At 61.1% G+C, this 23,784-nt stretch carries 21 protein-coding genes; 4 read left to right on the plus strand and 17 right to left on the minus strand.

Annotation, left to right across the window (positions count from 1 at the left end; all coding sequences use genetic code 11):
• Nucleotides 1-9: 9 nt before the first annotated feature.
• The 4 genes from NVB75_RS06535 to NVB75_RS06550 form a co-directional block, all read right to left on the minus strand.
• The gene (locus NVB75_RS06535; protein WP_375378912.1) at nucleotides 10-1,272 is read right to left on the minus strand and encodes a methyl-accepting chemotaxis protein; all 1,263 of its coding nucleotides are present in this window, start codon (nucleotides 1,270-1,272) and stop codon (nucleotides 10-12) included.
• Between the two features lie 70 nt (nucleotides 1,273-1,342).
• Nucleotides 1,343-1,972, minus strand: coding sequence for a response regulator transcription factor (locus NVB75_RS06540; RefSeq protein WP_017479016.1), 630 nt, complete (start codon nucleotides 1,970-1,972; stop codon nucleotides 1,343-1,345).
• Nucleotides 1,969-4,596 (minus strand): PAS domain S-box protein, encoded by a 2,628-nt coding sequence (locus NVB75_RS06545; protein ID WP_258346532.1) that lies wholly within the window; start codon nucleotides 4,594-4,596, stop codon nucleotides 1,969-1,971. Before NVB75_RS06545 ends, NVB75_RS06540 begins: the two co-directional genes overlap by 4 nt.
• 302 nt (nucleotides 4,597-4,898) lie before the next feature.
• Nucleotides 4,899-5,156, minus strand: a complete 258-nt coding sequence (locus NVB75_RS06550) for a DUF465 domain-containing protein (RefSeq protein WP_258346533.1) — start codon at nucleotides 5,154-5,156, stop codon at nucleotides 4,899-4,901.
• A 186-nt stretch (nucleotides 5,157-5,342) separates the two neighbouring features.
• Between NVB75_RS06550 and tkt the strand changes: the two genes are divergently transcribed.
• Nucleotides 5,343-7,403 carry a transketolase gene (gene tkt / locus NVB75_RS06555; RefSeq protein ID WP_258346534.1) on the plus strand — a complete coding sequence of 687 codons (2,061 nt, stop codon included), beginning with the start codon at nucleotides 5,343-5,345 and terminating at the stop codon, nucleotides 7,401-7,403.
• A 61-nt stretch (nucleotides 7,404-7,464) separates the two neighbouring features.
• Here the strand turns inward: tkt and NVB75_RS06560 are convergent, their stop codons facing one another.
• From NVB75_RS06560 to NVB75_RS06615, 12 genes are all read right to left on the minus strand, one after another.
• Nucleotides 7,465-8,226: an SDR family oxidoreductase gene (locus NVB75_RS06560; protein WP_258346535.1), complete on the minus strand. Its 762-nt coding sequence runs from the start codon at nucleotides 8,224-8,226 to the stop codon at nucleotides 7,465-7,467.
• A gap of 43 nt (nucleotides 8,227-8,269) precedes the next feature.
• Nucleotides 8,270-9,097 carry a DMT family transporter gene (locus NVB75_RS06565; protein ID WP_258346536.1) on the minus strand — a complete coding sequence of 276 codons (828 nt, stop codon included), beginning with the start codon at nucleotides 9,095-9,097 and terminating at the stop codon, nucleotides 8,270-8,272.
• A gap of 75 nt (nucleotides 9,098-9,172) precedes the next feature.
• Nucleotides 9,173-10,078 (minus strand): transcriptional regulator GcvA, encoded by a 906-nt coding sequence (gene gcvA, locus NVB75_RS06570; RefSeq protein ID WP_177026537.1) that lies wholly within the window; start codon nucleotides 10,076-10,078, stop codon nucleotides 9,173-9,175.
• Nucleotides 10,079-10,160: 82 nt separating this feature from the next.
• Nucleotides 10,161-10,529, minus strand: a complete 369-nt coding sequence (locus NVB75_RS06575; RefSeq protein ID WP_258346537.1) for an SMI1/KNR4 family protein — start codon at nucleotides 10,527-10,529, stop codon at nucleotides 10,161-10,163.
• Between the two features lie 46 nt (nucleotides 10,530-10,575).
• Entirely contained in the window at nucleotides 10,576-11,409 is an 834-nt protein-coding gene (locus NVB75_RS06580; protein ID WP_258346538.1) for a suppressor of fused domain protein, read from the minus strand.
• Nucleotides 11,410-11,469: 60 nt separating this feature from the next.
• Nucleotides 11,470-13,527, minus strand: a complete 2,058-nt coding sequence (locus tag NVB75_RS06585) for a methyl-accepting chemotaxis protein (protein ID WP_258346539.1) — start codon at nucleotides 13,525-13,527, stop codon at nucleotides 11,470-11,472.
• Nucleotides 13,528-14,087: 560 nt separating this feature from the next.
• The gene (locus NVB75_RS06590) at nucleotides 14,088-14,765 is read right to left on the minus strand and encodes a DUF1028 domain-containing protein (protein ID WP_258346540.1); all 678 of its coding nucleotides are present in this window, start codon (nucleotides 14,763-14,765) and stop codon (nucleotides 14,088-14,090) included.
• 27 nt (nucleotides 14,766-14,792) lie between these two features.
• Entirely contained in the window at nucleotides 14,793-15,524 is a 732-nt protein-coding gene (locus tag NVB75_RS06595; protein ID WP_258346541.1) for a class II aldolase and adducin N-terminal domain-containing protein, read from the minus strand.
• A gap of 160 nt (nucleotides 15,525-15,684) precedes the next feature.
• Complete coding sequence (locus tag NVB75_RS06600; RefSeq protein WP_258346542.1) at nucleotides 15,685-16,518, minus strand: ABC transporter substrate-binding protein; 834 nt, start codon at nucleotides 16,516-16,518, stop codon at nucleotides 15,685-15,687.
• 28 nt (nucleotides 16,519-16,546) lie between these two features.
• Entirely contained in the window at nucleotides 16,547-17,419 is an 873-nt protein-coding gene (locus NVB75_RS06605) for a phytanoyl-CoA dioxygenase family protein (protein ID WP_258346543.1), read from the minus strand.
• Between the two features lie 34 nt (nucleotides 17,420-17,453).
• Complete coding sequence (locus NVB75_RS06610; RefSeq protein ID WP_258346544.1) at nucleotides 17,454-18,971, minus strand: amino acid ABC transporter permease/ATP-binding protein; 1,518 nt, start codon at nucleotides 18,969-18,971, stop codon at nucleotides 17,454-17,456.
• Nucleotides 18,972-19,393: 422 nt separating this feature from the next.
• The gene (locus NVB75_RS06615; protein WP_258346545.1) at nucleotides 19,394-20,368 is read right to left on the minus strand and encodes a LysR family transcriptional regulator; all 975 of its coding nucleotides are present in this window, start codon (nucleotides 20,366-20,368) and stop codon (nucleotides 19,394-19,396) included.
• A gap of 216 nt (nucleotides 20,369-20,584) precedes the next feature.
• On the opposite strand from NVB75_RS06615, the gene NVB75_RS06620 reads away from it, so the two are divergent.
• The 3 genes from NVB75_RS06620 (at nucleotide 20,585) to NVB75_RS06630 (ending at nucleotide 22,840) form a co-directional block, all read left to right on the plus strand.
• Nucleotides 20,585-21,019, plus strand: coding sequence for a RidA family protein (locus tag NVB75_RS06620; protein ID WP_258346546.1), 435 nt, complete (start codon nucleotides 20,585-20,587; stop codon nucleotides 21,017-21,019).
• Between the two features lie 17 nt (nucleotides 21,020-21,036).
• On the plus strand, nucleotides 21,037-21,480 hold the full coding sequence (locus tag NVB75_RS06625) for a type II 3-dehydroquinate dehydratase (protein WP_258346547.1): 444 nt from the start codon (nucleotides 21,037-21,039) through the stop codon (nucleotides 21,478-21,480).
• A 109-nt stretch (nucleotides 21,481-21,589) separates the two neighbouring features.
• Complete coding sequence (locus tag NVB75_RS06630; protein ID WP_258346548.1) at nucleotides 21,590-22,840, plus strand: NAD(P)/FAD-dependent oxidoreductase; 1,251 nt, start codon at nucleotides 21,590-21,592, stop codon at nucleotides 22,838-22,840.
• Nucleotides 22,841-22,986: 146 nt separating this feature from the next.
• Here NVB75_RS06630 and NVB75_RS06635 read toward each other — a convergent pair whose 3' ends face one another.
• Nucleotides 22,987-23,403 carry a VOC family protein gene (locus NVB75_RS06635; RefSeq protein ID WP_258346549.1) on the minus strand — a complete coding sequence of 139 codons (417 nt, stop codon included), beginning with the start codon at nucleotides 23,401-23,403 and terminating at the stop codon, nucleotides 22,987-22,989.
• Nucleotides 23,404-23,784: the final 381 nt, after the last annotated feature.

Here is a 23,784-nt window from a genome sequence, read left to right on the forward strand (position 1 = left end):
AAAGCTCCTCTAGAAAAAGGTGATGTCGCTGGTGTCAGCCTTGGAAAGCGGCTTGCCACCATGGATAGCGTGCTGTTCCGGCATGGTGTAGGCGGTTGACAGCTCATGCAGCCAGCGGTCGCCGGTCAGCGGGGTGACCACGCCCCCCTCATGGTGCTCACCCAACTGCTGTTGCAAGCGGCCTTGGTCGTGAGTGATCAGGGTCAACATCTGGCTGACCCGGTCCTGGAACTGCAGGGCAACCAGCACTTGGGCAATCTCGTCAGCCACACTCGCGCTCTGCTGTTGCAGGTCGTGGCTGTTGCGCACGATGGTCTGAGCGTTTGCGCCAAAACTCTCAATGACCTGGGATACCACCCGCTCCGAGTCCGCCAGGGTCAAGGTGTCTTGTTCGGCGTGATGCCGCGACATCTGCACAGTCCGGGCAATCGCGGCATTCACGGTGATGACCGTTTCGCTGATTTTGCGGCCGGTCTCACCGGACATGCTGGAGAGCTTGCGCACCTCATCGGCCACCACTGCGAACCCTCGGCCGGCCTCACCGGCACGAGCGGCTTCAATGGCGGCATTGAGGGCAAGCAGGTTGGTCTGGCTGGCGATGTCACCGACGTACTTGGCCATTTGCTCGAGCTGCTCGGTAAACCCCGAGAGCAGCATGACCTCCTTCAACTCGTTCTCTTTGTTGCAGAGCGCCGCACGCAGGGCCAGGACAATGGAGTTGAGATCACGCTGGCCGACTTCGAGCAGGTCGACCAATTGCTGGGATGCATCCTGGCCACCACTGCTGGAAACGCTGTGGCTGATGTTGGAAGACAGGGTGGCAAAGCGTTCGCTGAGTTTGAGGATGGCCGTTTCGCTGATCTGGCGGGCGGCCTCTATCTGCCTGGACCACACCGGCAGCACGTTGAGACACACCTCGGACAGCCCCGTGTCGGCGGCCACTGCCGGCACTGCGGCCGCCTCCTGGAGCTGATGCTGGACGCTGCGCCAGTGCGCCTGGAGGCGGCTGTTTGCCCACCCTCCCAGGCTGATACACACCAGCAACAGCACGCCGCCCGCCACTATTGCCCAGCCATCAAAACCCTTGCTGTACATGATCGAAAAGCTGCCGAGCAGGCCAGAGAACACCGCAGGAAACAGTGTCAACACAGCTGAAGGGGGTGGGGTCTGTTCGTTCACGGTCTCTCTCCCGGTCAGGGCAGCCCGTCGCCGGTTAACCAGCGGTTCGACTGCTTGAGGGAGATACTGGCGCAATAATGGCACCCCAACCATCGGAGCATCCCTATTCTGGGGTAGGGATACCGGGAGCCCGCGTAGGAAAATCCCTACCCCGGCGCCGAACTCAGGAAATACCCAAGGTCATGGCGAAACGCACAATGTCGGCCGTGGAAACAAAGCCCATCTTTTCCATCAACCGCGTTTTATGGGTGCTCACGGTCTTGTTGCTGATGACCAACTGCTCGGCGATCTGGTTAACGCTCATGCCGTGGGCAAGCAATCGCAGTATCTGGAACTCGCGATCAGACAAGCTCTCGACATAGGTCTGTTGCTTCAACCCACTGCTTTGCAGAGCGATCTGTTCCGCCAGGCCGGCGTCCAGGTAACGTTGGCCGCCGATCACTCGCCGGATGGCGGCCAGCAAGGTCTCGGGATCACTGTCCTTGGTCAGGTAACCCAGTGCGCCAGCGCGCAGTGCCCGTTGCGCGATGTGAATTTCGTTGTGCATGCTCAACACCAGGATGGGCAGCTTCGGGTACTGTGCGTGCAACCTGGCAATCAGGATTTCACCGCTGATGCCCGGCATGTTCATGTCCAGCAACAGCAGGTCAATCTCCACCTGGCGCAGCAACTCGATCACTTGCGCGCCACTCTCGGCCTCGGCCACTACCTGCAGGTCCGCGACCAGCGTGAACAGCTGCTTGAGCCCTTCACGCATGATGGTGTGGTCATCGGCGATCAACATGCGAATCATGAACCTGTCTCCTGCATGGGAATGAACGCCTGGACGGTGGTGCCTTGTCCGGGGTGACTGAAGATAATGACCTTGCCGCCCAGCATCAGGCCGCGCTCACGCATCCCGGCCAGTCCGAGGGTTTGCCGGCCGACCGCGTCGGGCTCGAAGCCGACGCCGTTGTCCTGGACTTCCAGCAACCAATGCCCGTCCTGCGGCGCCAGGGTGACACTGACCTGCGTTGCCTGCGCGTAGCGGGCAATGTTGGTCAGTGATTCCTGCACGATACGGAACGCGGCGGTAATCTGGGCGTCGGGCAGTGTCATGGGGCTCAAGGGCAAGTGCAGCAGGCAGGGTGTGCGGGTCAAGTTGACAAACTCAGTGGTCAGCCATTCAAGGCCCGAGACCAGCCCCAGGTTCAGGGCTGAAGGCCGCAGGCTGGTAGAAACATCACGCACCACTTGGATCGTCTTGTCAGTCAGGGCCATCAACCGCTCCACCTGAGGGGTGAGTTCGGGTGTGGTAGCGCCGAATTGAAACCTCAACAGTGAGATCCCCATACGCAACGCCGTCAGATGCTGGCCCAGTTCGTCATGAATCTCCCTGGCGATCAACTTGCGCTCCTCTTCCCGCGCGGTTTCCCGGCGGGTCGACAGGTCGCGCAATTGCGCGTTGGAATTGGCCAGGCGCCGCTCGGCGGCACGCAACTTGGAAATATCGCGCCCTACCGCCAGCACACTGACCACCCGCCTGCCATCGACCTCGGGCACAAAGTGGATCAGCACCACCTTGGGCGCGCCTTTCAAACCCGCCAACATAAATTCCTGCTCTGCCGCCTTGTTATCGTTGACCACCTGGGCCACCAACTCGCAAAAAAGCTGGGACTGGGCATTGAGGGGGGCCATGGCGCCTATGGATTTTCCCGGCAGGTCCGGCCAGGCGCTGCCCACCCACTTTTTCAGTTGGGCATTGACGTAAAGCACTTTGCCTTGGGCGCTCACACGAACAATGGCATCCGGGCTGTTTTCCACCAGGGCACTGATATCGTGCTGCCGTTCAAGTTCTTTCTGGCGGGCCTTTGAGGAAAGCGTAATGTCGCGGCTGATCACCAGAATGCGCTGGCCCATGCCCTCCGGGTCGGCGACCGGAATCAGGGTGAAGTGCAAATTACGGACTTCGTCCCGCAGCACCACCGTATCCTCGGACTCCATCGCTCGCCCGGCGGCCAGGCATCGCTGGCACAAATCCTGGACTTTACCGGCGCTCAGCCGGTCGAACACACGCTCAAGCGTCTGGCCAATGACATCGCCGTGGGGTTTGCCCAGGGCGCGCAGCAAGGCGGGATTGACCTCGACGCAGCGCAGGCGGTCAACCTCGGTTACCTCGAGCAGGCAGAGCATGTCCAGGGTATGGTCAAAAATATCCCGGTAACGTCGTTCGCGATGCTTGAGCAGTGATTCGGAGCGCCAGCGTTCGATGGCAATCGCGGCAATGTGACAGGTCTGGCGCACGCGCTGGATGTCACTGTCGTCTGGAAGCACGCCTTGTGGGTTGGCCACCACAAAAGCCCCCAGGACTCGGCCTTGCGTATCCATGATCGGCTCGGACCAAGAGGCATATTGCCCCGGGGTCGGGGGCCATTCATCCCGCAGGCCGGGGCCTGTGCAGGGCGTCAGTGTCAGGGTTTGAGGATCCAGCAGCATCACGCTGCAAGCACGATTGGGCAAGGCCAGCTTCAGATACCCAACCAGCAGGCCAAGGGTTTCATCCAGCGGCGCGTCGCTGGCCATTTTTTCGAAGATATGCAGCCGGGCCTCTTCGAGGTCCTGATGCTTACGCAACTGAGTAATGTCGTGGGCCAGGGCCGACACCCCAATCACTTCACCGGCATTATTGCGCTCCGCCGTCAGGCTGACCACGCACGTTACCCACTCGCCATTCTGCTCGACCGCCCAACTGTTCAGGAATTGAGCCGGCTCACCGGTGGCCACCACCTGGCGCAGCTGGCGCAGGTAGTCGGCGGACTCCTCATTGGGGGCAACACCAATGGCGTCGTGAAAAGACAAGCCGGTGAGCAGCAAGAATGTCGGATTGACATAGGTGCGCAGTAGATCGCGGTCATAGCGAACAATGACGTTGGGGGAGCTTTCCGCCAGGGACAGGAATTTCAGCTCGCTCCCCATCAGGGTTTCACGCAGCTGCCAGTTCTCGGTGATGTCTTCCAGCTGGGACACGAAGCAGGAAGGCTGACCCTCTTCGTCGCGCACCAGCCCGACAGTCAGTCGCACCCACACCACCTGCCCGTCGCGGCGAAGGTAGCGCTTATGCATCGTCGCACTGGGCCTCGTACCGCGCTTCAATTCATCGATAAGGCTTATTCCCACCTCCCGGTCATCAGGATGAGTCAGGGCCAGGAAGGTGGTGGCTTGCAGTTGCGCCTCGCTGTAGCCCAGCAAGCGGCAGGTGACGCCATTTGCCCGCAGCCAGCGACCGTCCAGCGCCACCAGCGCCAGACCGGTGCCGGAGGAATCGAAAATAGACTTGAGCTGTATATGGGTGACTTGCTCTGCTGCGGAGACGGTGGCTGCCGGTTCCAGACAGCCCACCATGCCGCCCAGCGCGGTCCATGCTTTGTCGCGCGTCATCGCCACTCTCCCTGCGGCATGTCAACGGCCTGTGCGCTCAAACCGCCACTCAGGTTGAGCAGCAACGTCGCACCCACCCATACCTGTGCGATCGTTCACACCAGGGTGACAGACCACACCCCATAGTAGACCTAACGCATGCATTCACTGCACGCCGACGGCACGTATAGGTGGTTTTTTTGAGAGATTTGCCCCTCATCAGGGTCCCGGCTGTTCACCCGAATACATTGCAGCAAACAACCTTGCCGAATGGATGGATGGGCCTGCACTGAACGGCAAGCCCATGGCACAGCGTGGTCGAATCAGCCCTTGCCTGCCTGAGACGCAAGGCCCGGGAGTCTGCTGGAAATCTCATCCTTGATCGCCAAGCGCTTTTCCTTCAGTTTTTTCAACTCATCATCACTGGCCCCCGAGGTGGACGACTCAGCCTGCACCACCGCCTTGTCGGCACTCTCGTATTGGTTGAGCAGCGAATCCAATCGGTTATCGCTCGCCCTGCGTTCATGAATAGCTTCCTTGCTCAAACCCAGGTCCTGATACAGGTCGTGTTTCACTGGCATGGAGTACCTCCGCACATTGATCGATGATTGACACCCTGAACCTAGCCCATCCAGCAGCCTCTTGTCATGTCTGAGATCAACCTGTCGCGTTTGCGTCCCCGTTCGTCGCTGGGCAGACGATTTCATAAAACCTTTGGCGCAGGCTGCCCTCCACTGTAGATCGTCACCCGATGGAGAACAGGTTCCATGAATCACGCTGCCAACGCTGTCGACACCCAGTGCATCAATACTATTCGTACCCTCGCCATGGACGCCGTGCAGAAGGCCAACTCCGGCCACCCCGGCACGCCCATGGGCCTGGCGCCCGTCGGTTACACCTTGTGGAGCCGCTTCCTGCGTTATCACCCCGAGCACCCCGACTGGCCTAACCGTGACCGTTTTGTATTGTCGGTGGGCCATGCCTCGATGCTGTTGTATTCACTGTTGCACCTGGCGGGGGTGGTGGAGATTGACGCCCACGGCAAGCGCTCCGGCCAGCCGGCCATCAGCCTGGACGACATCAAGCAGTTCCGGCAGATGAGTTCCAAAACTCCCGGCCACCCCGAATACCGCATGACCACTGGCGTGGAAACCACCACCGGGCCTCTCGGCCAGGGGTGCGCCAACAGCGTCGGCATGGCCATGGCTGAGCGTTGGCTGGCCAAGCGTTTCAACCGCGACGGCCAGGTGCTGTTCGACTACAACGTCTACACCCTGTGCGGCGACGGCGACATGATGGAAGGCATCAGCAGCGAGGCCGCGTCCATCGCCGGGCACTTGAAGCTGGATAACCTGTGTTGGATCTACGATAACAACACCATCAGCATTGAAGGTCATACCGAACTGGCCTTCAGCGAAGACGTGATCAAGCGTTTCCAGGCCTATGGCTGGCACACCTTGCACGTCACCGATGCGAACAACCTGCTGGCCCTGAGCGACGCGCTGAGCACGTTCCAGAAAAACACTGGGGCACCGACGCTGATCGTGGTCGACAGCGTGATCGGCTATGGCTCGCCCCACAAGCACAACACCGCGTCGGCCCATGGCGAACCCTTGGGCGAAGAAGAAATCCGCCTGACCAAAGCCACTTACGGCTGGCCTGAAGACTCAAGCTTCCTGGTGCCGGAGGAAGCGCGTACGGTCCTGCGGGATGCGCTGCTCAAGCGCAGCCAGCCGCTGTATGAGCAATGGACCGAAACCCTGGCCCACCTCGAACAGTACGAGCCGGAACTGGCCGATGAGCTGCGCCGCATGCGTGCCGGCGAGATGCCCGAGCATTGGCAGGAGCAACTGCCGAGCTTCGCCGCGGATGCCAAGGGCGTCGCCAGCCGTGCCGCCGGTGGCGAAGTATTGAATGCGTTTGCGAAACAGATCCCGTGGCTGCTGGGCGGCTCGGCAGACTTGTCGCCGTCCACCAAGACCAACCTGACGTTCGACGACGCCGGGCGCTTCAGCGCCGAGAACTACGGCGGGCGCAACCTGCACTTCGGTATTCGTGAACATGCCATGGGCGCGATTGCCAACGGCATGGCGCTGTCGTACCTGCGGCCCTACACCTCGACCTTCCTGGTGTTCAGCGACTACATGAAGCCGCCGATTCGCCTCGCGGCGATCATGGAGCTGCCGGTGGTGTTCGTGTTTACCCATGACTCGATTGGTGTCGGCGAAGACGGCCCCACTCACCAGCCCATCGAACACCTGACCCAATTGCGGGCCACCCCGGGTTTGCTGACCCTGCGCCCAGGCGACGCAAATGAAACCCTAGAAGCCTGGAAGATCGCCCTGGCCCAGACCCACCGGCCGACCTGCGTGGTCCTGTCGCGGCAGAATCTGCCGACCCTGGATCGCACGAAATACGCCGCAGCCTCGGGCACGTCCCGTGGTGCTTATGTGCTGGCCGGCGCCGAGAAGCCCCAGGTGATCCTGATGGCCACCGGCAGTGAAGTCAGCCTGGCGGTGGAGGCCTATGAGCAACTGAAGGCTGAAGGCGTGGCGGCGCAAGTGGTGTCGATGCCGAGCTGGGAACTGTTCGAAGAACAGGACCAGGCCTACCGCGACAGCGTGCTACCGCCAACGGTGAAGGCACGCCTGGTGGTGGAACAGGCCGGCCCGTTGGGTTGGGACCGCTACGTCGGGCAAACCGGGGCCAAGGTGGTGATGAACAGCTTTGGCGCCTCGGCACCGTTGGCCAAGTTGCAGGCCCAGTTCGGCTTTACCCTGGAGAATGTGGTGAAGCTGGCGAAGGAGCAGATCAAGCTCAACAGCTGACCCGGCGCAAGCAGGTCGGGCGTGGCCTACCGAGGGGAGCCTCGGAGCCACGCCCTGCTGCTCATTTACCGCCGGTGACATCCAGGAACGTACCCGTGATGAAGGACGCCTCGGCGCCTGCCAGCCACAGGATCGCCCTGGCCACTTCCTCAGGCTGACCGCCCCGCCCCATGGGGATCGAGTCTTTGACGCGATCAACCCGCCCCGGCTCTCCGCCGCTGGCGTGAATGTCGGTGTAGATATGCCCGGGGCGGATGCAGTTGACGCGTATTCCCTCCCGGGCAACTTCCTTGGCAAACCCGATGGTGAAGGTCTCAAGCGCGCCTTTCGATGCGGCGTAGTCGACGTATTCGTTGGGGCTGCCAAGCCGTGCGGAGGCCGACGAGATATTGATCACAGAACCGCCCCGCCCCTCGTGACGAAACGACATGCGCTTCACCGCTTGCTGGGCACACAGCATCGGCCCGATCGCATTGACCGCGAAAATCCGCTGCATGCGCTCGAACGCCAGGTCCTCGACCCGGGACTGCAACGCGTTGATCCCGGCGTTGTTAACCAGTACATCAATGCGCCCGAACGCCCGATCTATCGCGGCAAATAACTGAACGACCTGCTCCGGGTCTGCACTGTCTGCACGCACGGCCAACGCCCGGCGCCCCGCTGCTTCTACATCCGCCACTACCGCGAGGGCAGCAGACTCGTCGGAAACGAAGCTGATCGCCACGTCATAACCTTGTGCGGCAGCCAGCCGCGCGGTGGCGGCGCCAACGCCACGGCTTCCACCCGTTATCAGAATCAGCGGTGCCTGCGGGACGGTATCCATTGAGCGAACCTTCATGTGATGGTGGGAAATGCGTTATCTGTTCTCAGCCGATGAGCACGGTGCCGATGGCAATCACCACGCACGCCAATACCTTGCGCACCGTCAATGTCTCGCCGAGGAAGAAATAGCCAATCAGCGCCGCGAACAACACGCTGGTTTCGCGCAACGCCGACACCGCGCCCATGGGTGCACCGGCCATGGCGTAGATGATGATTCCGTAGGCCAGGAGCGACACCAGCCCGCCGCCAAATGCCGTGAAAAATCCGGGGCGCACGCTGAACAAACTCTTTGCCCCGCGCAGGCCGATATAGACCGCCGGCATCAACACGCCCCACAGGGCGCACATCCAGACCGTGTAGGCCATCGGGGCACCGGACAGGCGCGCACCTATCCCATCTGTCACGCTGTAAGCGGCAATGAAACACCCGGTGCCCAGGGCGTAGGGCAGGCTGGGAACGGCCAGGCGGCGGCCCCTGAACGCCAGTGAAATAATCCCGCCAGACACCAGGGCAATGCCCAGCAGCGAGCTGGCCGAAACGCTCTCCCCGGCAAACACCGCGGCGCCAACGGTGATCAGCACCGGCGAGGAGCCCCGTGAAATCGGATAGGTTTGCCCCAGGTCGCCCACCTTGTAGCTGCGCACCAGGAAGAGGTTGTAGCCCACATGCAGCACCGCTGACAGCACCACGTAAAACCAGCTGGCAGGCGCGGGCGGCTCCAGGAACAACGCGATTGCGCCACTGGCGATGGCAACTGCCAGGCACATCACCGTCATCGACCAGAGCCGGTCGGCGCCGCCACGCAGCAGCGCATTCCAACTGGCGTGCAGTAAGGCGGCGAACAGGACCAGGAGAATGATGTGATAAGGCATGCGCCCATCCTAAGCAAACCGGCGCGTTAACTGAAACGAAGTCTGCTCATTGAAGAATGAGCAAAGCCTCATGCTTTATTCGTAGGCGAGTCCGGCGTTTACCGCCTCCTGCATCAACCAATCACGAAAGCTGACGATGTGAGGCTGGGATTCGAGCCCTTTGGGGCACACAAAATAATAGGCGACCGGGGATGGGAACGGCACATCGAACAGCTTGACCAGGCTGCCGTCACTCAACTCTGATTCCACATGCCCACTGCGCGCCAATGCGATGCCCTGGCCGAGCAAGGCGGCCTCGATCGTCATGTTGGTGTCCGGAAACCTGACACTCTCATTGAGTGGCGAAATCGCCAGCCCGACGTGCTGGAACCACACTTCCCACTTCGGCACCAGGTCGGCGCCGTCGCGCATCAGCAAGGGATAGCGCAGCAATTCGGCTGGCGTGTTTGGCCGGCCAAAGCGCTTCAACAGATCGGGACTGGCCACCGGAAAAATCTGCTCGCGGAACAGGAACTCCGAGTAAAGCGCCGGGTAATTCCCATTGCCCAAGCGGATCGCAACATCAGCCTCCGCACTGGAGAAGTTGATGATCTTGTCGCTGGAGTCCAGCGTGACCAGTATTTCCGGATGCCGCTGGGCCAGGCTTGGCAAACGTGGCAGCAGCCATTTCAGCGCGAAGGAATAGGTGGTGCTGACCTTGAGCCGCACCCTGCCCTTTTGCTCCCGCAGGTCCGCGAGGGTGGCCTCAAGGTTCATGAAGAACTCGCGCACGATGGGCGCAAGGGCTGCGCCGGCAGGTGTCAGGCTGAGTGACTTGCCCCGCTGGAACAGCTGCAATCCCCAGAGTTCTTCGAGGTGCTTGAGTTGATGGCTGACGGCACTTTGAGTGACGTGCAGCTCTTGCGAAGCAGAGGTGAACGTGGTGTGCCGAGTCGCAACCTCAAAGGCGCGCAATGTCGAGGTGGGTGGCAGGTCTCTCATGGCATTGCTTCCCGGGCAGGCAATCATTTATGAGTTAACACTCATGATAGAGCATTCCATTCACCCGTCGAAAGCTGCCCGCTTACTCACATGCCACACACACCTGCTGAAACCACGCCGAAAAATTCGGCCAGCGCTCATTCGTCGGGCCATTGTGCGACCAATACCGAACCTGCCCTGTCTGCGACACGCAGAAGTAGTCGCCATTTTCTTCAATGAACGGCAGCCACTCCTTTGGCACCCCCATTTGGTTCCAGGCAACCTGGGCTATTTCGAACAAGTCGAGATGGCTCGTGCCCGGCAGGATCACGGCCGGCTCGAACGTCGCATTGGCCACATCGCTGCCGCCCTTGAGGAACTCGATGTAGGCCGCAGGGAACGGGAAGTTCAGGTTGCTCGCGGCCTTCTCGATTTCAGCATCGGTTGGAATACGGAACGGATCGGAGATCATTGAAAAGGTCTCTGGCTCGTCGAATTGGAGAGCGCTTGTTCCGGCCTCATATCACGCTGGCCCGACGAAGGCTGCTGGTGTGCCCGACGCCAGCAGCCTTCAGGCGGCTGACCAGATCTTCCCGTGCTTCGCGCCCACCGGTGCGCACGTATTCCAGCTCGGACGCGGTGATCAATACCACGGGAACCAGCCTGACCGGGGACAGCGGCATGTCGTCCAGGCGGGTCGGGAAGTCCGGATCAGGGCCGCCCAACAGTACGCCCGTGGCATCGTCCTCGGTGACGAACAGAGGCGGCAGTTGATCGCTCATGTGGTGCGACTGGCTGAACCCCGGCAGCTCCAGGGACAACACACCGTGGCGGTCCAGTTGATGGGTAATGCCGCCCGCGTTCGCCACGGTTTTAGCGACGTGCTCGATCAGCTCAAACGCCCAGCTCTGCCTTAAAGGATCAATCTCCCCTGACACACCCCGGGCATGTTCGGGGATATCCGACGTTTCCAGGAACAGCTCCATTTCGAAGCCATTGCCCAAGCCCTCGGCATCATCGAAAGGGTCTGACATGCCGTCCGTGGCGAGCACGATGGCATTGTCCCGGCGTACCACCCGGTACGCCTGGCGGGTCGACGGCCAATCAGGCCCACCGCTGAAACTCGGGCTGATGATGTACGAGAGCACGTCCCGCTCGACAGTACCTACCGATTGCCAATGGCGATCCAGGCATTGCGCACTGGCCATGCACGCGGCGTGATTCGCCGCTTCTGCTTCGGTCAGGTCATCGTAATTGAGCTTTTGTGCGGCGGTTTCGGGTGATGACACGGGCTCGGGCGCCTGGGTTTCAGGCGTGTTGCGTGCCCCGAAGAGTTTCTTGAAGAAATTCATCTGCGTTCCTTGCTGGACTGTAGGGAGCTGAATACCACAATTTGCCCCGCCAACACACCCTCAACCCAGCTGGAACCGCGCCGTGTTATCGCTCAATGCCCGACTGCCCTTGCTCAACACATCCGCCGCCTGATTCACCGCCCGCGCGCCATCGAGCAAGCGCCCTGCGGCCTGATCAACCTGCTGGATATTGCCGCTCACTTCATCCGCTGTCGCCGCCTGTTCCTCAACCGCCGTGGCGATCTGCGCCAGGGTGTCAGTGACGCTCTGCACCGCGCTGGCGATCTCGCCCAACCGATGGCCCAAGCCCGTGACGGACTCGGCGTCGGTCACCGCCTGCTCACAGGCCGCGCCCATCAGCGTGACCGCCTGGCTCACCGTCGCGCGCAAGCTGTCGACCGTGCCGGCGATCTGCGCCGTGGAAGCCTGGGTCCGTTGCGAGAGGCTGCGCACCTCATCGGCCACCACCGCAAAACCCCGGCCCTGCTCACCGGCCCGCGCAGCCTCGATGGCGGCGTTCAGCGCCAGCAGGTTGGTCTGCTCGGCGATGCCGCGAATGGTGTCGACCACCGACTGGATCTGCTGGCCCTGCTGGCTGACGCGTTCCAGCGCGTCGGAGGTGTCGGTCAGGCGCTGATTGAGTTGCTGGATACTGGCAGTGGTGCGCTGGCTGTCGCGGCTGCTGTCCTCGGCAATCTGCCGGGTTTTCTGCGCGCTGCCGGAGGCCTGCTCGCAGCTTTTGGCGACGCCCATGGAGGTCGCGGCCAACTGCGTGGCGGCGGCGGCAATCTGGCTGATTTGCTGTTGCTGGTCTTCCACTTCGGTGAGCGTGCTGCCCGATTGCGAATTGAGGGTCAGCACCGCAGAGCCGAGCTGCTGCGTTTCGTGGTTAACCCCCAACAGGCTGGTGCGCAACTGCACCACGGCGACGTTGAGCGCGGTGCTGATGGCGGCCAGTTCGTCACGCCCTTCCACCGCCACTTCCACGCACAGATTGCCGTCACGCAGGGATTCGGCAAGCGTAGTGATGCCGCTGGCGCTGCGGCGGATCGATGCCTGCAAGCACACGAACAGGTACAGGGCCGCCAGCGCCAGCACGCTGAACGTCACCGCCACCGGGATGAACTGCTTGAGCGAGCTGTTCCGGTAGTAAACCAGGCGCGCGTCCAGCGAGGTCAGCGATTGGCTACGCAACGCGCCCAGGGTACCGAGCATGCCATCGACACTGCGTTCAAAGCCGCTGGTATCGACCTTGATGGTGCCGCCGAACACGCCCTCGTCCAGGGCTTTCAGCTCGCGGTCCAACAGTTGCACGCTGTCGTCGTATTGCGCGATCCAGGGTTGCAGCCCAGGGTATTGCTTGGCCTTCAGGGACGCGGCGGCCTTGACCAACTGGTCCCGGGCATCGCCGATGCGCCCGCGCAAATCACGCATCTGCAAACGGCTTTGCAGGGTGAACTGCCCCGATGCGATGGACGACTGCCCGACGCTCGCCATGCGCCCGATACGCTCGATCAGATCAGGTGTTTGCTGGGTGGAAATCTGCATCAGCAAATAGGTTTCAAGCCACGGGTCGAGGATCAAACCGGTGTCCATGGTGATCTGCTCGCGCAGGGTTTGCATCGCGCTCAATGCAGACGTGAAGCGGTCGTAGCCGTCCGGCCACCACCCCACGGTGCGCAGGGCTTGGGAGTCCATGCCGGTGACCGAAGCTTTTAGTGCTTCGAAGCGTGCGAGGGTATCAGCACTGGCGTTCTGGGCTTTCAGAGCCTCACCCAAGGCCTGCACGCTTTGCAGGATCAGCGGGAAATTGGTGTCCACGGCCGTCATTGCGGCTTTGGCGGCGGGGGTCTGGTCGTGGAGGATGTCGGCGGCTTTCCAGCGTGCGGCCAGGTTGCGCTGGGCGGTCAGCTGGGCGTCCAGGGCATCCAGGGCCAACAGTTCGCGCACGCCGGATTGCTCATTGGAAATCACCGTCTGCTTGGTGCGGTACTCCTGCGCGATCATCCACAAGCTGCCCGCCAGGGGCAGCATGAACAGGAAAAACAGGATCTGGAACTTGCGCGCGAATCCAAAACGTCCGAGCAGGCGGATTCCTGGCGACAAAATACTTTGCATGTCCGACAACTCCTAGAACCACTCGCATCGACCGCGAATCAAGCGTTGAAATGACTGACGGCAAAGTGCCATGTCATTGATTAAGCTGGCTCAAGCAAGAAACGGACCGCTGGTGGCAGGCCCGCAGATATGCGGGGCGTCGTTCAAAAAACGCGGTGCCGTGCGCGAAAATGGGGCGAAAGCACTCAGCGCCGGTGGCAGAACGGTAACCGTCTGACCAATACCGCAAGCGTGAGGGCAGACGACAACCTGTGGCTAGGGAGCTTGCTGTGGCGAGGGAGCTTGCTCCCGCTGGAGTGCGCAGCGCTCCCGCTTTTTCTTGGGGCCGCTTCGCAGCCCAGCGGGAGCAAGCTCCCTCGCCACAGCAAGCTCCCTCGCCACAGGGTGAGTGCTTGCTGAATCAGGATTGCCGACTGGCAATCACCAACACCCTCTCCAGCCTCCGGTCACAGGGCTCAGGCTGCGCAACGCTGATGAACTCGTCAGGCTTGTGCCCTTGGTCCGGCGCCAGGTTCGATTCGCGGCGCTGACCCGTTGCGCCAGCAGGTCACGACTGCGGCTCATCGATCATCTCCCGGCACCGCGTAGCCCGGCGCGCTTTGCGGGTTGATGGCGCGCTCGATGTAGTCCTGCATTTGCCCGCGATAGGCCTGCCAGAGTGGCTCGAGGGCGCCGATCGGGTCCACGTCGGCCCAGTCCACCCGCAGGTTGACGATGGGCCACAGGTGATCACCGACCACCACCATTGCGGCTGAATGCACCGGCCCCGCTTCGCCGCCTCCGGCCATACCTGCCTGCATGGCGGCAAGCAGTCGGTCGGCGAGGTGGCCGGGCGTGTCTTCGAAGGCGCGCACCATGGCTTCGATCACATCGGTATTCGCCAGCATGTTTCCTGCTGCCACACATTGTTCACCGCTGAGCGCATGGTGGATGCCCAGGGTTTGCGTGCCACTGAAGTGCGCGGTTCTGCCGGCGTTATCAATCGCGGTCACCTGGCGATATTCGCTGTGGTTTTGCGGTGTGAGTACCGCGGCCAGTGCGTCACTTGGCGCCATGCCTTGGGCCAGCAGGTCCAGGGTCTGGGGGCCGAGTGCCGGCAAGGTGATGTTCTGCGACGCCACCGCGCCCACACCCGCGCGCAGCCACGGGCAACGTGCGCCCACGGCAATGCTCGACGAGCTGATAGCGATACCCAGCTGGCCGGTTTCGGCACAGCGGGCGACAACCGAAAAGGTCATGGGAAATCCTGCCTGTGAGGGATCAAATCAGTCGAGCAACGAAGGATCGGCATCGATCATCAGTTGCTTCATTTCTTCAAAATGCTGCTGCGAGAAGTCCGTGATGCCCTCCCAACCCCGCGCTGTTTTCTCGGCCACTTCGTCAGACAGTATCCGCAGCGGTTGGCCGGTAGACCAGGCCGTCACCAGGATCTGGCAGGCGCGTTCCAGGGTCCAGATATCGTCGAATGCCTCACCGATGGAAGCGGCCGTGACCATCACTCCATGGTTGCCCATGAGCAGGCGGCGTTTACCGTCCAGCAACCCGGCCAGGCGCTCGCCTTCGGCCTCGGTGTCGGCCATGCCGCCGTACAGTTCGTCCACCGCCACACGATTGAAATAGCGCGCGGTGTTCTGGTCGATCGCCGGGATGTGCGGCTTGGCCAGGCAAGCGACGGCCGTGGTGTAGACCGGGTGCAGGTGCAGCACGGCGCGGGTTTGCGGCAGCAAGCGGTGAATCTGCCCATGGATCGACCAGGCAGTGGCGTCCACGTCCGGATGGTCAGCGCCGGACGCATCGTCGGCATTCAGCAACAACAAGTCACTGGCGCGGATACGCGAGAAGTGCTTCCACTTCGGGTTGAGCAAAAATTGTTTGCCATCCGCCGACACCGCCGCGCTGAAATGGTTGGCCACCGCCTCATGCATGCCCAGGTGCGCAACGATGCGGAAGGTCGCCGCCAGGTCGATGCGCGTTTGCTCTTCATGTGATAACGCCATGTAGCTTTCTCCGCAGGGCCAGTACCCCATAATCTGTGGCGAGCGAGCTTGCTCGCGCTGGGCTGCGAAGCGGCCCAAAAAGCAGGACTGCTACGCAGTCCAACGCGAGCAAGCTCGCTCGCCACAGGTAGGGTGTGTTCCTTAAGTGAACAGTGTTGGGTCAGGACTTCGGCATCAGCTCGGCGATGTCGGCATCGGTAGGCGCCTGGAAGTTGTATTTCTTGAGCAAGGCCGCGTATTCAGGGGTGGCGCTGAACTTCTTGATGCCTTCGATCAAGGCGTTCTTGACCTCATCGTTGCCTTTCTTCACGCCGAAGCCGTTCAGCACCGGGTAGATCAAGGTGTCGGAAGAAATCACCACACGGCCGCCGAGTTTCTCGACCGCGCCACGGGCAACGGCCGCGTCAGTGATCTGCGCTTCAACCGCATGGGCCAACAAGGCTTGGGTGGTTTGCGGGTCGGTGCTGTATTCGCTGATCGCGATCGGCTTCAGGCCTTTCTTCACACAGTACTCATCCGACAGCTTGTGCATCTGCGCCAGCCAGGACGTGGCGCCCATGGAACCGATCTTGTGGCCGCAGAACTCTTCCGGGGTCTTGGGCTGGAAGTCGCTGCCCTTGAGGGTAAGGATCGACTCGCCGCTTTTGAGATAAGGAATCATGTCGATGACTTTCACCCGTTCGGCGGTGATGTACATGGACGAGTTGGTCACATCGAAACGCCCCGCCTGCAAGCCGGTGATCAGGTTGGGAAAGCGCGTGTCGAGGGTCTCGACGGTGCGGCCCATGGTCTTGGCCAGGCCGTCCATGAATTCAATATCAAAGCCGGCGGGCTTGTTGTTATCCATGTACTCATAGGGAAAGAAGGTCACATCGGAACCGGCGACAATCTTCCCGTCTTTCTGGAAGGCCGAAGCCGCCAACGACGTCATTGCAACCGCAGCGCCCAGCAGGCACACGGCAATAGGGCGAGCAATCGAGTGAAACGCTGTCATGGTAGTACCCTGCAAGGTGAGAAGGAGGTTAGGCAGTGACGGAGTCCTGGCCAGCCTGTTGCACAAAGAAAGAGGCGCCACGGGGCTTCTGCGGCAAGCGCATGCGGTTTTCCGTGGAACGCACCAGGCCACTTTCTTCACCGGCTACCATCAAGCCGGCGTGTGCGCTGGGCAGCGGGTTTTCGCCGAATGGCAGCGCGTCTTCAGCGGCGTAGACGCTGATGAACAGGGTGCGCGGCAGTTCGGTCTCGTTAGGGCTTGAAGCATGCAAAAGACGGGTGTGCATGAAGCACACAGAACCGGCGGGGCCATAACAGGCCACCGGGTTCTGGCACAGATCGTCGACTACCGTGTCGTCCACCGCGCCGGTGAAACGCTGGTCGTGCCAGTGGGACCACAGCGGGCCCTTGTGGCTGCCGGGGATCACATTCAGCGGGCCGTTCTGCGGCGTGACTTCGCTGACCATCAGCAAGGCGGTGACGATGTCGTCGTTACTGTGGGGCGTGAACAGGAAGTCCTGGTGCCACTTCACTTGCGTCGCGGTGTGGGGCAATTTCGAGTTGATCTTGCTGTGATGAAAGCGTGCACCACCGCCTCCGATCAATTGCGCAGAGATCGTCGCCATCCGCGATTGCAACGCCACGCGCTGGTAGGCAGGCGAGATCTCAGTGGGCGAACTCACCCGGCGCAACGAGGGATGATCCGCACGGTGGTCGCCCTCCAGGTCGAAACGCGCACGACCGTCCACCGTTTCACCCCAGCCCTGGTCGTGGCTGCGGCTGTCTTCTACCCACTGGTCGAAGTCGTGCTGCAACGCGGCGACTTCTTCAGCCGACAGCACGTCTTGCACCACCAGAAAGCCGTCCCGGTGAAATTGTTCAATTTGCGCTTGCTCGATCATGTTGTGGCTCTCTTGTTGTTCGAACGTTGAGGGGTCACGCCAGCGAGACGTCCTTGAGGAACGCCTCCACGCGTGGGTTTTCGCCGCTGCGCAATGCGTGCGGCGTGTCATCGCACACCACCCGGCCCTTCTCCATGAACACGATGCGGTCGGAGACCTTGAATGCGAAATTCATCTCATGGGTCACGATGACCATGGTGATGCCCTCCTGGGCCAGGGCTTCGATGACTTGCAGTACTTCGTTGACTTTTTCCGGGTCGAGGGCCGAGGTGGGCTCGTCAAACAGCATGATTTGCGGGCGCATCATCAGGGCGCGGGCGATGGCCACGCGTTGCTGCTGGCCACCGGAAAGCTGGTGCGGATACTTCCAGGCGTGGTCGAGCATGCCGACCTTGTGCAGCAGCGCGTAGGCCTGTTGCTTCAGCTCTTCGACGCGCCCGAGGCGGTGGTACTTCGGCGCCATCAGCAGGTTGTCGAGCACGCTCAAATGCGGGAACAGGTTGAAGCTTTGGAACACCATGCCGATGTTCAGGCGGTGCTCGGCGTGCTCCACGTACTGCGGCTTTTGCGCACCGACTTTGTTCAGGTGGATGAAGGGCTGGCCGTTGATCTGGATCTCGCCGTTATCCAGTTGCTCAAGGCCATTGAGCAGGCGGATCAGCGTGGTTTTGCCGGAGCCCGAAGGCCCGATCACCGACACCACTTCACCGGGCTGGATCTGCAGGTTGACCGAGCCCAGCACCTCGACATCGTTGTAGGCTTTATGCAGCCGCGAAGCCCGTAGCGCCGGGCCTTCGGTGCTGACCGGGCGCTGCAGGGCCACACGCTGTTGGGTCGCCAACGCCAGCACTTCGGCGTCGGGAACCCGGGAAACGTTGCGTTGGTTGACGTCGAGAAAACGCTCGAGGCGTTTGAGCAGGAAGTCGAACACCGTAACGATGAACACGTAGAAAAACGCCACCGCCGCCATCGTCTCGATCACCAGGAAGTTCTGCGAGTAAAGCCGCTGGCCGACCATCAGGATTTCGGTCAGCGAGATCACTGACACCAATGAAGTGAGCTTGACGATGGAGATGTATTCGTTGGCCAGGGACGGCAGCGCCACCCGCAATGCCTGCGGGATCACTACCCGCCACTGGATCCCGAAGAACTTCAGCCCCAGTGCCCGGGCGGCCTCGCCCTGCCCTTTGGGAATCGACAGCAGGCCGCCCCGGTGAATCTCCGCGACATAGGCGGTTTCGCAGATCACCAGGGCCAGCAGGCCGGCCCAGAATGGGTCCGCCAGCATCACTGAAGTGGCGGGAATCGCTTGCGGCAGGTTGTAGATGAAGATCAGCAGCACCAGCAACGGCAGGCTGCGGAACAACCAAATGTAGCCACGCGCCGGCAGGCTGATCAGCGCATGTTTGGATTGCTTGGCCAGGGCCAGCAGGAAACCCAGTGCGATACTCAGGACCCAGGTCAACGAACTGAGCTGGATGACCGTCCATGTCGCCCGCCAGAACTCGGCATCGGCCAGCAAACCAAACATGTAATTCCAGTTGAAAGTCATCGTCACTGTGCTCGACAAAAAAATGAAAATGCCCACCGAATGCTCAACGTGAAGGTCGAACCCTGATCTGCACCGATGGACTGAGATTCGTGGCGAGAGGCCCTTGGGGTCAATTCGTAAAAGCCGGCCTATTGGGTAGGGAGAACCTACGCAGCGTCACCGTTCCCTGGGTTACGACTGGACAGTCAAAACAGCCTGTCTCGTATTGGTGCGATGCCGCGACCGCACGGCAGCCAGCGCAACCTTTTGGTGCAATGCAAACACGTTCCCAGGCTGATTGTTCCCGCGCTCTGCGTGGGAATGCATCCCGTGACGCTCCGCGTCACCACCGCGCAAGACCTGAACCTTGCATCGCCAGCTGGACGCAGAGCGCCCGAGGCGGCATTCCCACGCTGAGCGTGGGAACGATCAAAACAGGCGGCTCAGCCCACACCGTCAAGCGTGCGCACCGCATGGGCATCAAAAAAGCTCGGGGCCGCCATGCCCGGGATGTACTGGTCCGAAACGAACATGCGGCAACGCTCGGCAAACGCCGACACCACACGGGACAATTGGGTATTGCTCGCCGTGGCATAGCCCAGCTGCATGGGCCGGTGCGGGCCGGACAAGCGCAAGCGGATCAGGCGCTTGCCGTCCTGGGAGAGATTGGCTTTGGGCCGGGCATTTGCGAAGGAATAGCCGATGCCATTGGCAACCATCGAGCGCACGGTTTCAAGGTTGCTGGAGCGCATGATGATGTTCGGCGTGGTACCCGCCTGCATAAAGAAGCTGAGGAAATACTCCCGGCTCCAGGGCGTGTCCAGCAGCACCACCGGGTAATCCTCAAGGTCGAGCATGCTCACCGCCGACAGACTCGCCAGCGGGTGGTACTCACCCACCATCACATACGGCGGCAATTGCGCCAGTGGTTGGAAGTCGATGTCGTCACTGGTCACCAGGTCGTAGGTCAGGGCGATATCGATCTCGGCGCTGCGCAGTTTTTCCAGCATTTCCTCGTGGTTGCCCTCCACTTGCGTGAGGCGTACACCCGGAAACGCACGGCCAAACCCAAACACCAGCTCGGGGGTGATCATCGGCGCCAGCCACTCCAGGCAACCCACCCGCAGCGGACCACGCACAGTGTTCAACGACTCGGAAGCAATGGTGTAGAGGTTGCTCATCTGCTCCAGGATCAGCTTGGCCTCTTGCATCACCTGGCGCCCCACCGGCGTGAGGGAAATGCCTTGGGCGTGATGCCGCACAAACAACTGGATGCCCAGCTCGGCCTCCATATGGGTGATCGCCGCCGAGATCGACGGCGACGACACATGAATGCGTTCAGACGCGGCACTGATGCTGCCTGCCTCACCGGAAGCCACGAAATATTCCAGTTGGCGCTGGGTAATACGACTGAGCATCACGCCTCCACATCATCAATACGCTGACGCCAAGCTGGCGTCGACTGCCTCAACCACACCGTTGCATGGTTCATGCCGGGTGCTGTTTCGACCTAACGCTCAGGCCTGGGTACAGCGCTTCGGTTTTGCCTAAGCACTACCTCGCGCAAATGCTGGTTTCGCGCGGGCGGGGCCAATGTGAAGCTGGATTTATTCCGCCCCCGTGAGTTACCCGCAATGCCCACCCATACCCGTATTCGCATGTTCAACACCAAGCAGACCTACCCAAACCAGGCGCTGGACAACGACCTGTGCCAGGCCGTGCGCGCTGGCAACACCATTTATGTACGCGGCCAGATCGGCACCGATTTCGAGGGCAACCTGATCGGCCTCGGCGACCCGCGCGCGCAGGCCGAGCAAGCGATGAAAAACGTCAAGCTGCTGCTTGAAGAAGCCGGTTCCGACCTGTCGCACATCGTGAAGACCACCACCTACCTGATCGACCCGCGCTACCGCGAGCCGGTGTACCAGGAGGTCGGCAAATGGCTCAAGGGCGTCTTCCCGATCTCCACCGGCCTGGTGATTTCAGGGCTGGGCCAGCCGGAGTGGTTGATGGAAATCGATGTCATCGCGGTGGTGCCGGATGACTGGAACCCAAGCCAGCAACCATGAGCCACCTGGAGTTGCCCATGCCCCGCACTGTGTATTTCCTCAACGGCCCCAACGCCAACCTGTACGGGCTGGACAAGAACGGCACCTACGGCAGCGAAAGCTTCGCCAGCATCGAAGCGCGCTGCCAACGCCACGCTACCGCGTTGGGCCTGAGCCTGGAATTTCGCCAGAGCAACCACGAAGGCGTGCTGGTGGACTGGATTCAGGAAGCCCGGCTGAGTGCCGACGCGATCATCATCAACGCCGCCGGCCTGACCTACAGCTCGGTGCCGATCCTCGATGCACTGCTGGCGTTCGACGGCCCGATCATCGAAGCCCACATGAGCAACATCTGGAAGCGCGAGGCTTTCCGGCATCACTCCTATGTGTCCAAGGCCGCCACCGGCGTGATCGCAGGCCTCGGCGCGCTGGGTTACCGCCTGGCCCTGACGGCGGTGGCCGAGCTGCTGCAGGCCGATTGAAGGGCTTTGGTTTTGCCTAACCTCTACGTTCAAAAAGCATAATTTCCGGTTGGCTGGCGCTTGATCACACTGGCACCTGTCGATGGTCGCTTATCTTTAGGAAGCTCACATGTCAGTTGAAAAAATCAACACCCTGGTGGTGGGCGCAGGCCAGGCGGGGGTCGCCATGAGCGAGCATCTGTCACTCATGGGCGTGCCGCACATCGTGCTGGAGCGCAACCGCATCGCCGAGCGCTGGCGGTCGGAGCGCTGGGACTCGCTGGTCGCCAACGGCCCGGCCTGGCACGACCGTTTTCCCGGCATGAAATTCGAAGGCATTTCCCCCGAGAGCTTCCCGCCGAAAGAGCGCATGGCGGCGTACTTTGAAGAGTACGTGAACATGCTGAAGGCACCGGTGCGCACCGGGGTTGAAGTGCAGCAAGTGGAACGCCACGTGGGTCGCCCCGGGTTCAAGGTGACCACCTCGGCGGGTGTGATCGAGGCCGCGAACGTGGTGGCGGCGACGGGTCCGTTTCAACGTCCGTCCATCCCGAATTTGGTGCCCGCACACGCCACGGTTCAACAGCTGCATTCTTCGGCCTACAAGAATCCCGGCCAGTTGGCCGAGGGGGCTGTGTTGGTGGTGGGCGCCGGCGCATCGGGTTCACAAATTGCCGAGGAACTGCAAAAAGCCGGCAAGACCGTCTACCTCTCGGTGGGCGAACACTATCGCCCTCCTCGCTCGTATCGTGGTCGGGATTACTGCTGGTGGCTGGGCGCGCTGGGCTTGTGGGATGAAGTCAAAATCCAGCCGAAGAAGAAGCATGTGGCGTTTGCCGTCAGTGGCTATGAAGGCGGCAAGACCGTCGACTTCCGCCGCCTGGCGCACATGGGCATCACGCTGGTGGGCGTGACCCGGTCGTGGAATGAAGGCGTGATGGAGTTTGAGCCCGGCCTGGCAGCTAACGTGGCGGAAGGTGATCGCGCTTATTTTGACGTGCTGCGGGACGCCGACGCTTATATCGAGCAGAACGGGCTGCCGTTTGCGCCGGAGCCTGAAGCGTGGGAGTTGCTGGCTGATCCGGAGTGCCTGGTGAATCCGGTCCTGAGCCTGGATTTGGCTGAGGCCGGTGTGACCACGATTCTGTGGGCCACCGGTTTCAGCTTCGATTTCAGTTGGCTGAAGGTGAATGCGTTTGACGAGAAAGGTGAGCCTTTCCATAAACGCGGGATTTCGGCGGAGAGCGGGATTTACTTCCTGGGTTTGCCCAACCTGGTGAACCGCGCGTCTTCGTTCATCTATGGGGTTTGGCACGATGCGAAGTACGTGGCGGATCATATCGTCTTGCAGAATGAGTACATGGCCTATAGCAAGCCGTGAGGCGCCTTGCTCCATCCGCCGGCTTGTACTTCCAGATATAGGTTTCCGAGTTTGCTCACAGGTGGAGGTCGATCTACCTCTGCCTTCAGGCGAAAGGCGAAGACTTTTACCTGAAGATGAACAAGGCAACGTCGGCAACGCGCTTCTCAAAGTGAGAGGCGAGGATAACCTGGCACCGGATCATGGCAGCACACGCAAAGCTTGTTGCCATCCAGGTCCCGAAAATACGCCCCGTAATAGTCGGGGTGATAGTGAGGCCTTAATCCAGGCTCTCCCTCACACATCCCGCCGAGCGCCAACGCTGTCGCATGGCTTCTATCGACCGCTTCCCGACTGGGCGCAAGTAACGCCACCATCTGCCCATTCCCGGGTGCATTGGGGTTGCCATCAAACGGCGCGCCGATGACGAAGATTGGCCGAGGTGCAGTTTTGGAAACCCAGCCAGCCCACGGTTTGTCCGCATCACAGAATTTCAACGTGAGGCCCAATTCAGCCATCAGCTTCGAATAGAAAGCAAAGGCTCGATCAAAATCACCTGTACCTAAAAACACATGGGAAATCATGCTGGCTACCCTGGGGCGATGAATGCCCATGAGTCTGGCGCGAAATGATTGCAGGCGAAAGCCTGATGACCTCACCCAGCAGATGTACGGCCCACTCCCCTCATACGCCCTTAAAAACCGCAAATCCCAACAATCCGCAGGGTGCCGCCCGGCATTTCGCCAAGCCATAATGAACCTACAACAATAAAGGGGCTCACCCCGGGGCGCGTAAGCCATGTACAAAGACCCTATCGTGATGGAAACCAAGTTCAGCCGGAAATTGACGGTGTGACGTGCTGTCAGCCTTGGGACACGCTTCGGCTCCAATAGCAGCTCACCCCTGAGAAGGCGCTTCTTGCAAAACAATCCGCCTCACTCCAATATAACAAGCAATAACTTGGT

This window comes from Pseudomonas sp. CBS (assembly GCF_024734645.1).
GTDB lineage: Bacteria > Pseudomonadota > Gammaproteobacteria > Pseudomonadales > Pseudomonadaceae > Aquipseudomonas.

Bases quoted from the DNA above. Each gene is read 5' to 3' on its own strand.
- NVB75_RS06545 (WP_258346532.1), bottom strand. From the start codon at position 4,596: ATGACGCGCGACAAAGCATGGACCGCGCTGGGCGGCATGGTGGGCTGT.
- NVB75_RS06550 (WP_258346533.1), bottom strand. From the start codon at position 5,156: ATGCCAGTGAAACACGACCTGTATCAGGACCTGGGTTTGAGCAAGGAA.
- NVB75_RS06600 (WP_258346542.1), bottom strand. From the start codon at position 16,518: ATGACAGCGTTTCACTCGATTGCTCGCCCTATTGCCGTGTGCCTGCTG.
- NVB75_RS06635 (WP_258346549.1), bottom strand. From the start codon at position 23,403: ATGATTTCCCATGTGTTTTTAGGTACAGGTGATTTTGATCGAGCCTTT.
- NVB75_RS06585 (WP_258346539.1), bottom strand. From the start codon at position 13,527: ATGCAAAGTATTTTGTCGCCAGGAATCCGCCTGCTCGGACGTTTTGGA.
- NVB75_RS06620 (WP_258346546.1), top strand. From the start codon at position 20,585: ATGCCCACCCATACCCGTATTCGCATGTTCAACACCAAGCAGACCTAC.
- NVB75_RS06535 (WP_375378912.1), bottom strand. From the start codon at position 1,272: ATGGTTGGGGTGCCATTATTGCGCCAGTATCTCCCTCAAGCAGTCGAA.
- NVB75_RS06540 (WP_017479016.1), bottom strand. From the start codon at position 1,972: ATGATTCGCATGTTGATCGCCGATGACCACACCATCATGCGTGAAGGG.
- NVB75_RS06595 (WP_258346541.1), bottom strand. From the start codon at position 15,524: ATGGCGTTATCACATGAAGAGCAAACGCGCATCGACCTGGCGGCGACC.
- tkt (WP_258346534.1), top strand. From the start codon at position 5,343: ATGAATCACGCTGCCAACGCTGTCGACACCCAGTGCATCAATACTATT.
- NVB75_RS06590 (WP_258346540.1), bottom strand. From the start codon at position 14,765: ATGACCTTTTCGGTTGTCGCCCGCTGTGCCGAAACCGGCCAGCTGGGT.
- NVB75_RS06565 (WP_258346536.1), bottom strand. From the start codon at position 9,097: ATGCCTTATCACATCATTCTCCTGGTCCTGTTCGCCGCCTTACTGCAC.
- NVB75_RS06575 (WP_258346537.1), bottom strand. From the start codon at position 10,529: ATGATCTCCGATCCGTTCCGTATTCCAACCGATGCTGAAATCGAGAAG.
- NVB75_RS06605 (WP_258346543.1), bottom strand. From the start codon at position 17,419: ATGATCGAGCAAGCGCAAATTGAACAATTTCACCGGGACGGCTTTCTG.
- NVB75_RS06610 (WP_258346544.1), bottom strand. From the start codon at position 18,971: ATGACTTTCAACTGGAATTACATGTTTGGTTTGCTGGCCGATGCCGAG.
- NVB75_RS06615 (WP_258346545.1), bottom strand. From the start codon at position 20,368: ATGCTCAGTCGTATTACCCAGCGCCAACTGGAATATTTCGTGGCTTCC.
- gcvA (WP_177026537.1), bottom strand. From the start codon at position 10,078: ATGAGAGACCTGCCACCCACCTCGACATTGCGCGCCTTTGAGGTTGCG.
- NVB75_RS06625 (WP_258346547.1), top strand. From the start codon at position 21,037: ATGCCCCGCACTGTGTATTTCCTCAACGGCCCCAACGCCAACCTGTAC.
- NVB75_RS06580 (WP_258346538.1), bottom strand. From the start codon at position 11,409: ATGAATTTCTTCAAGAAACTCTTCGGGGCACGCAACACGCCTGAAACC.
- NVB75_RS06560 (WP_258346535.1), bottom strand. From the start codon at position 8,226: ATGGATACCGTCCCGCAGGCACCGCTGATTCTGATAACGGGTGGAAGC.
- NVB75_RS06630 (WP_258346548.1), top strand. From the start codon at position 21,590: ATGTCAGTTGAAAAAATCAACACCCTGGTGGTGGGCGCAGGCCAGGCG.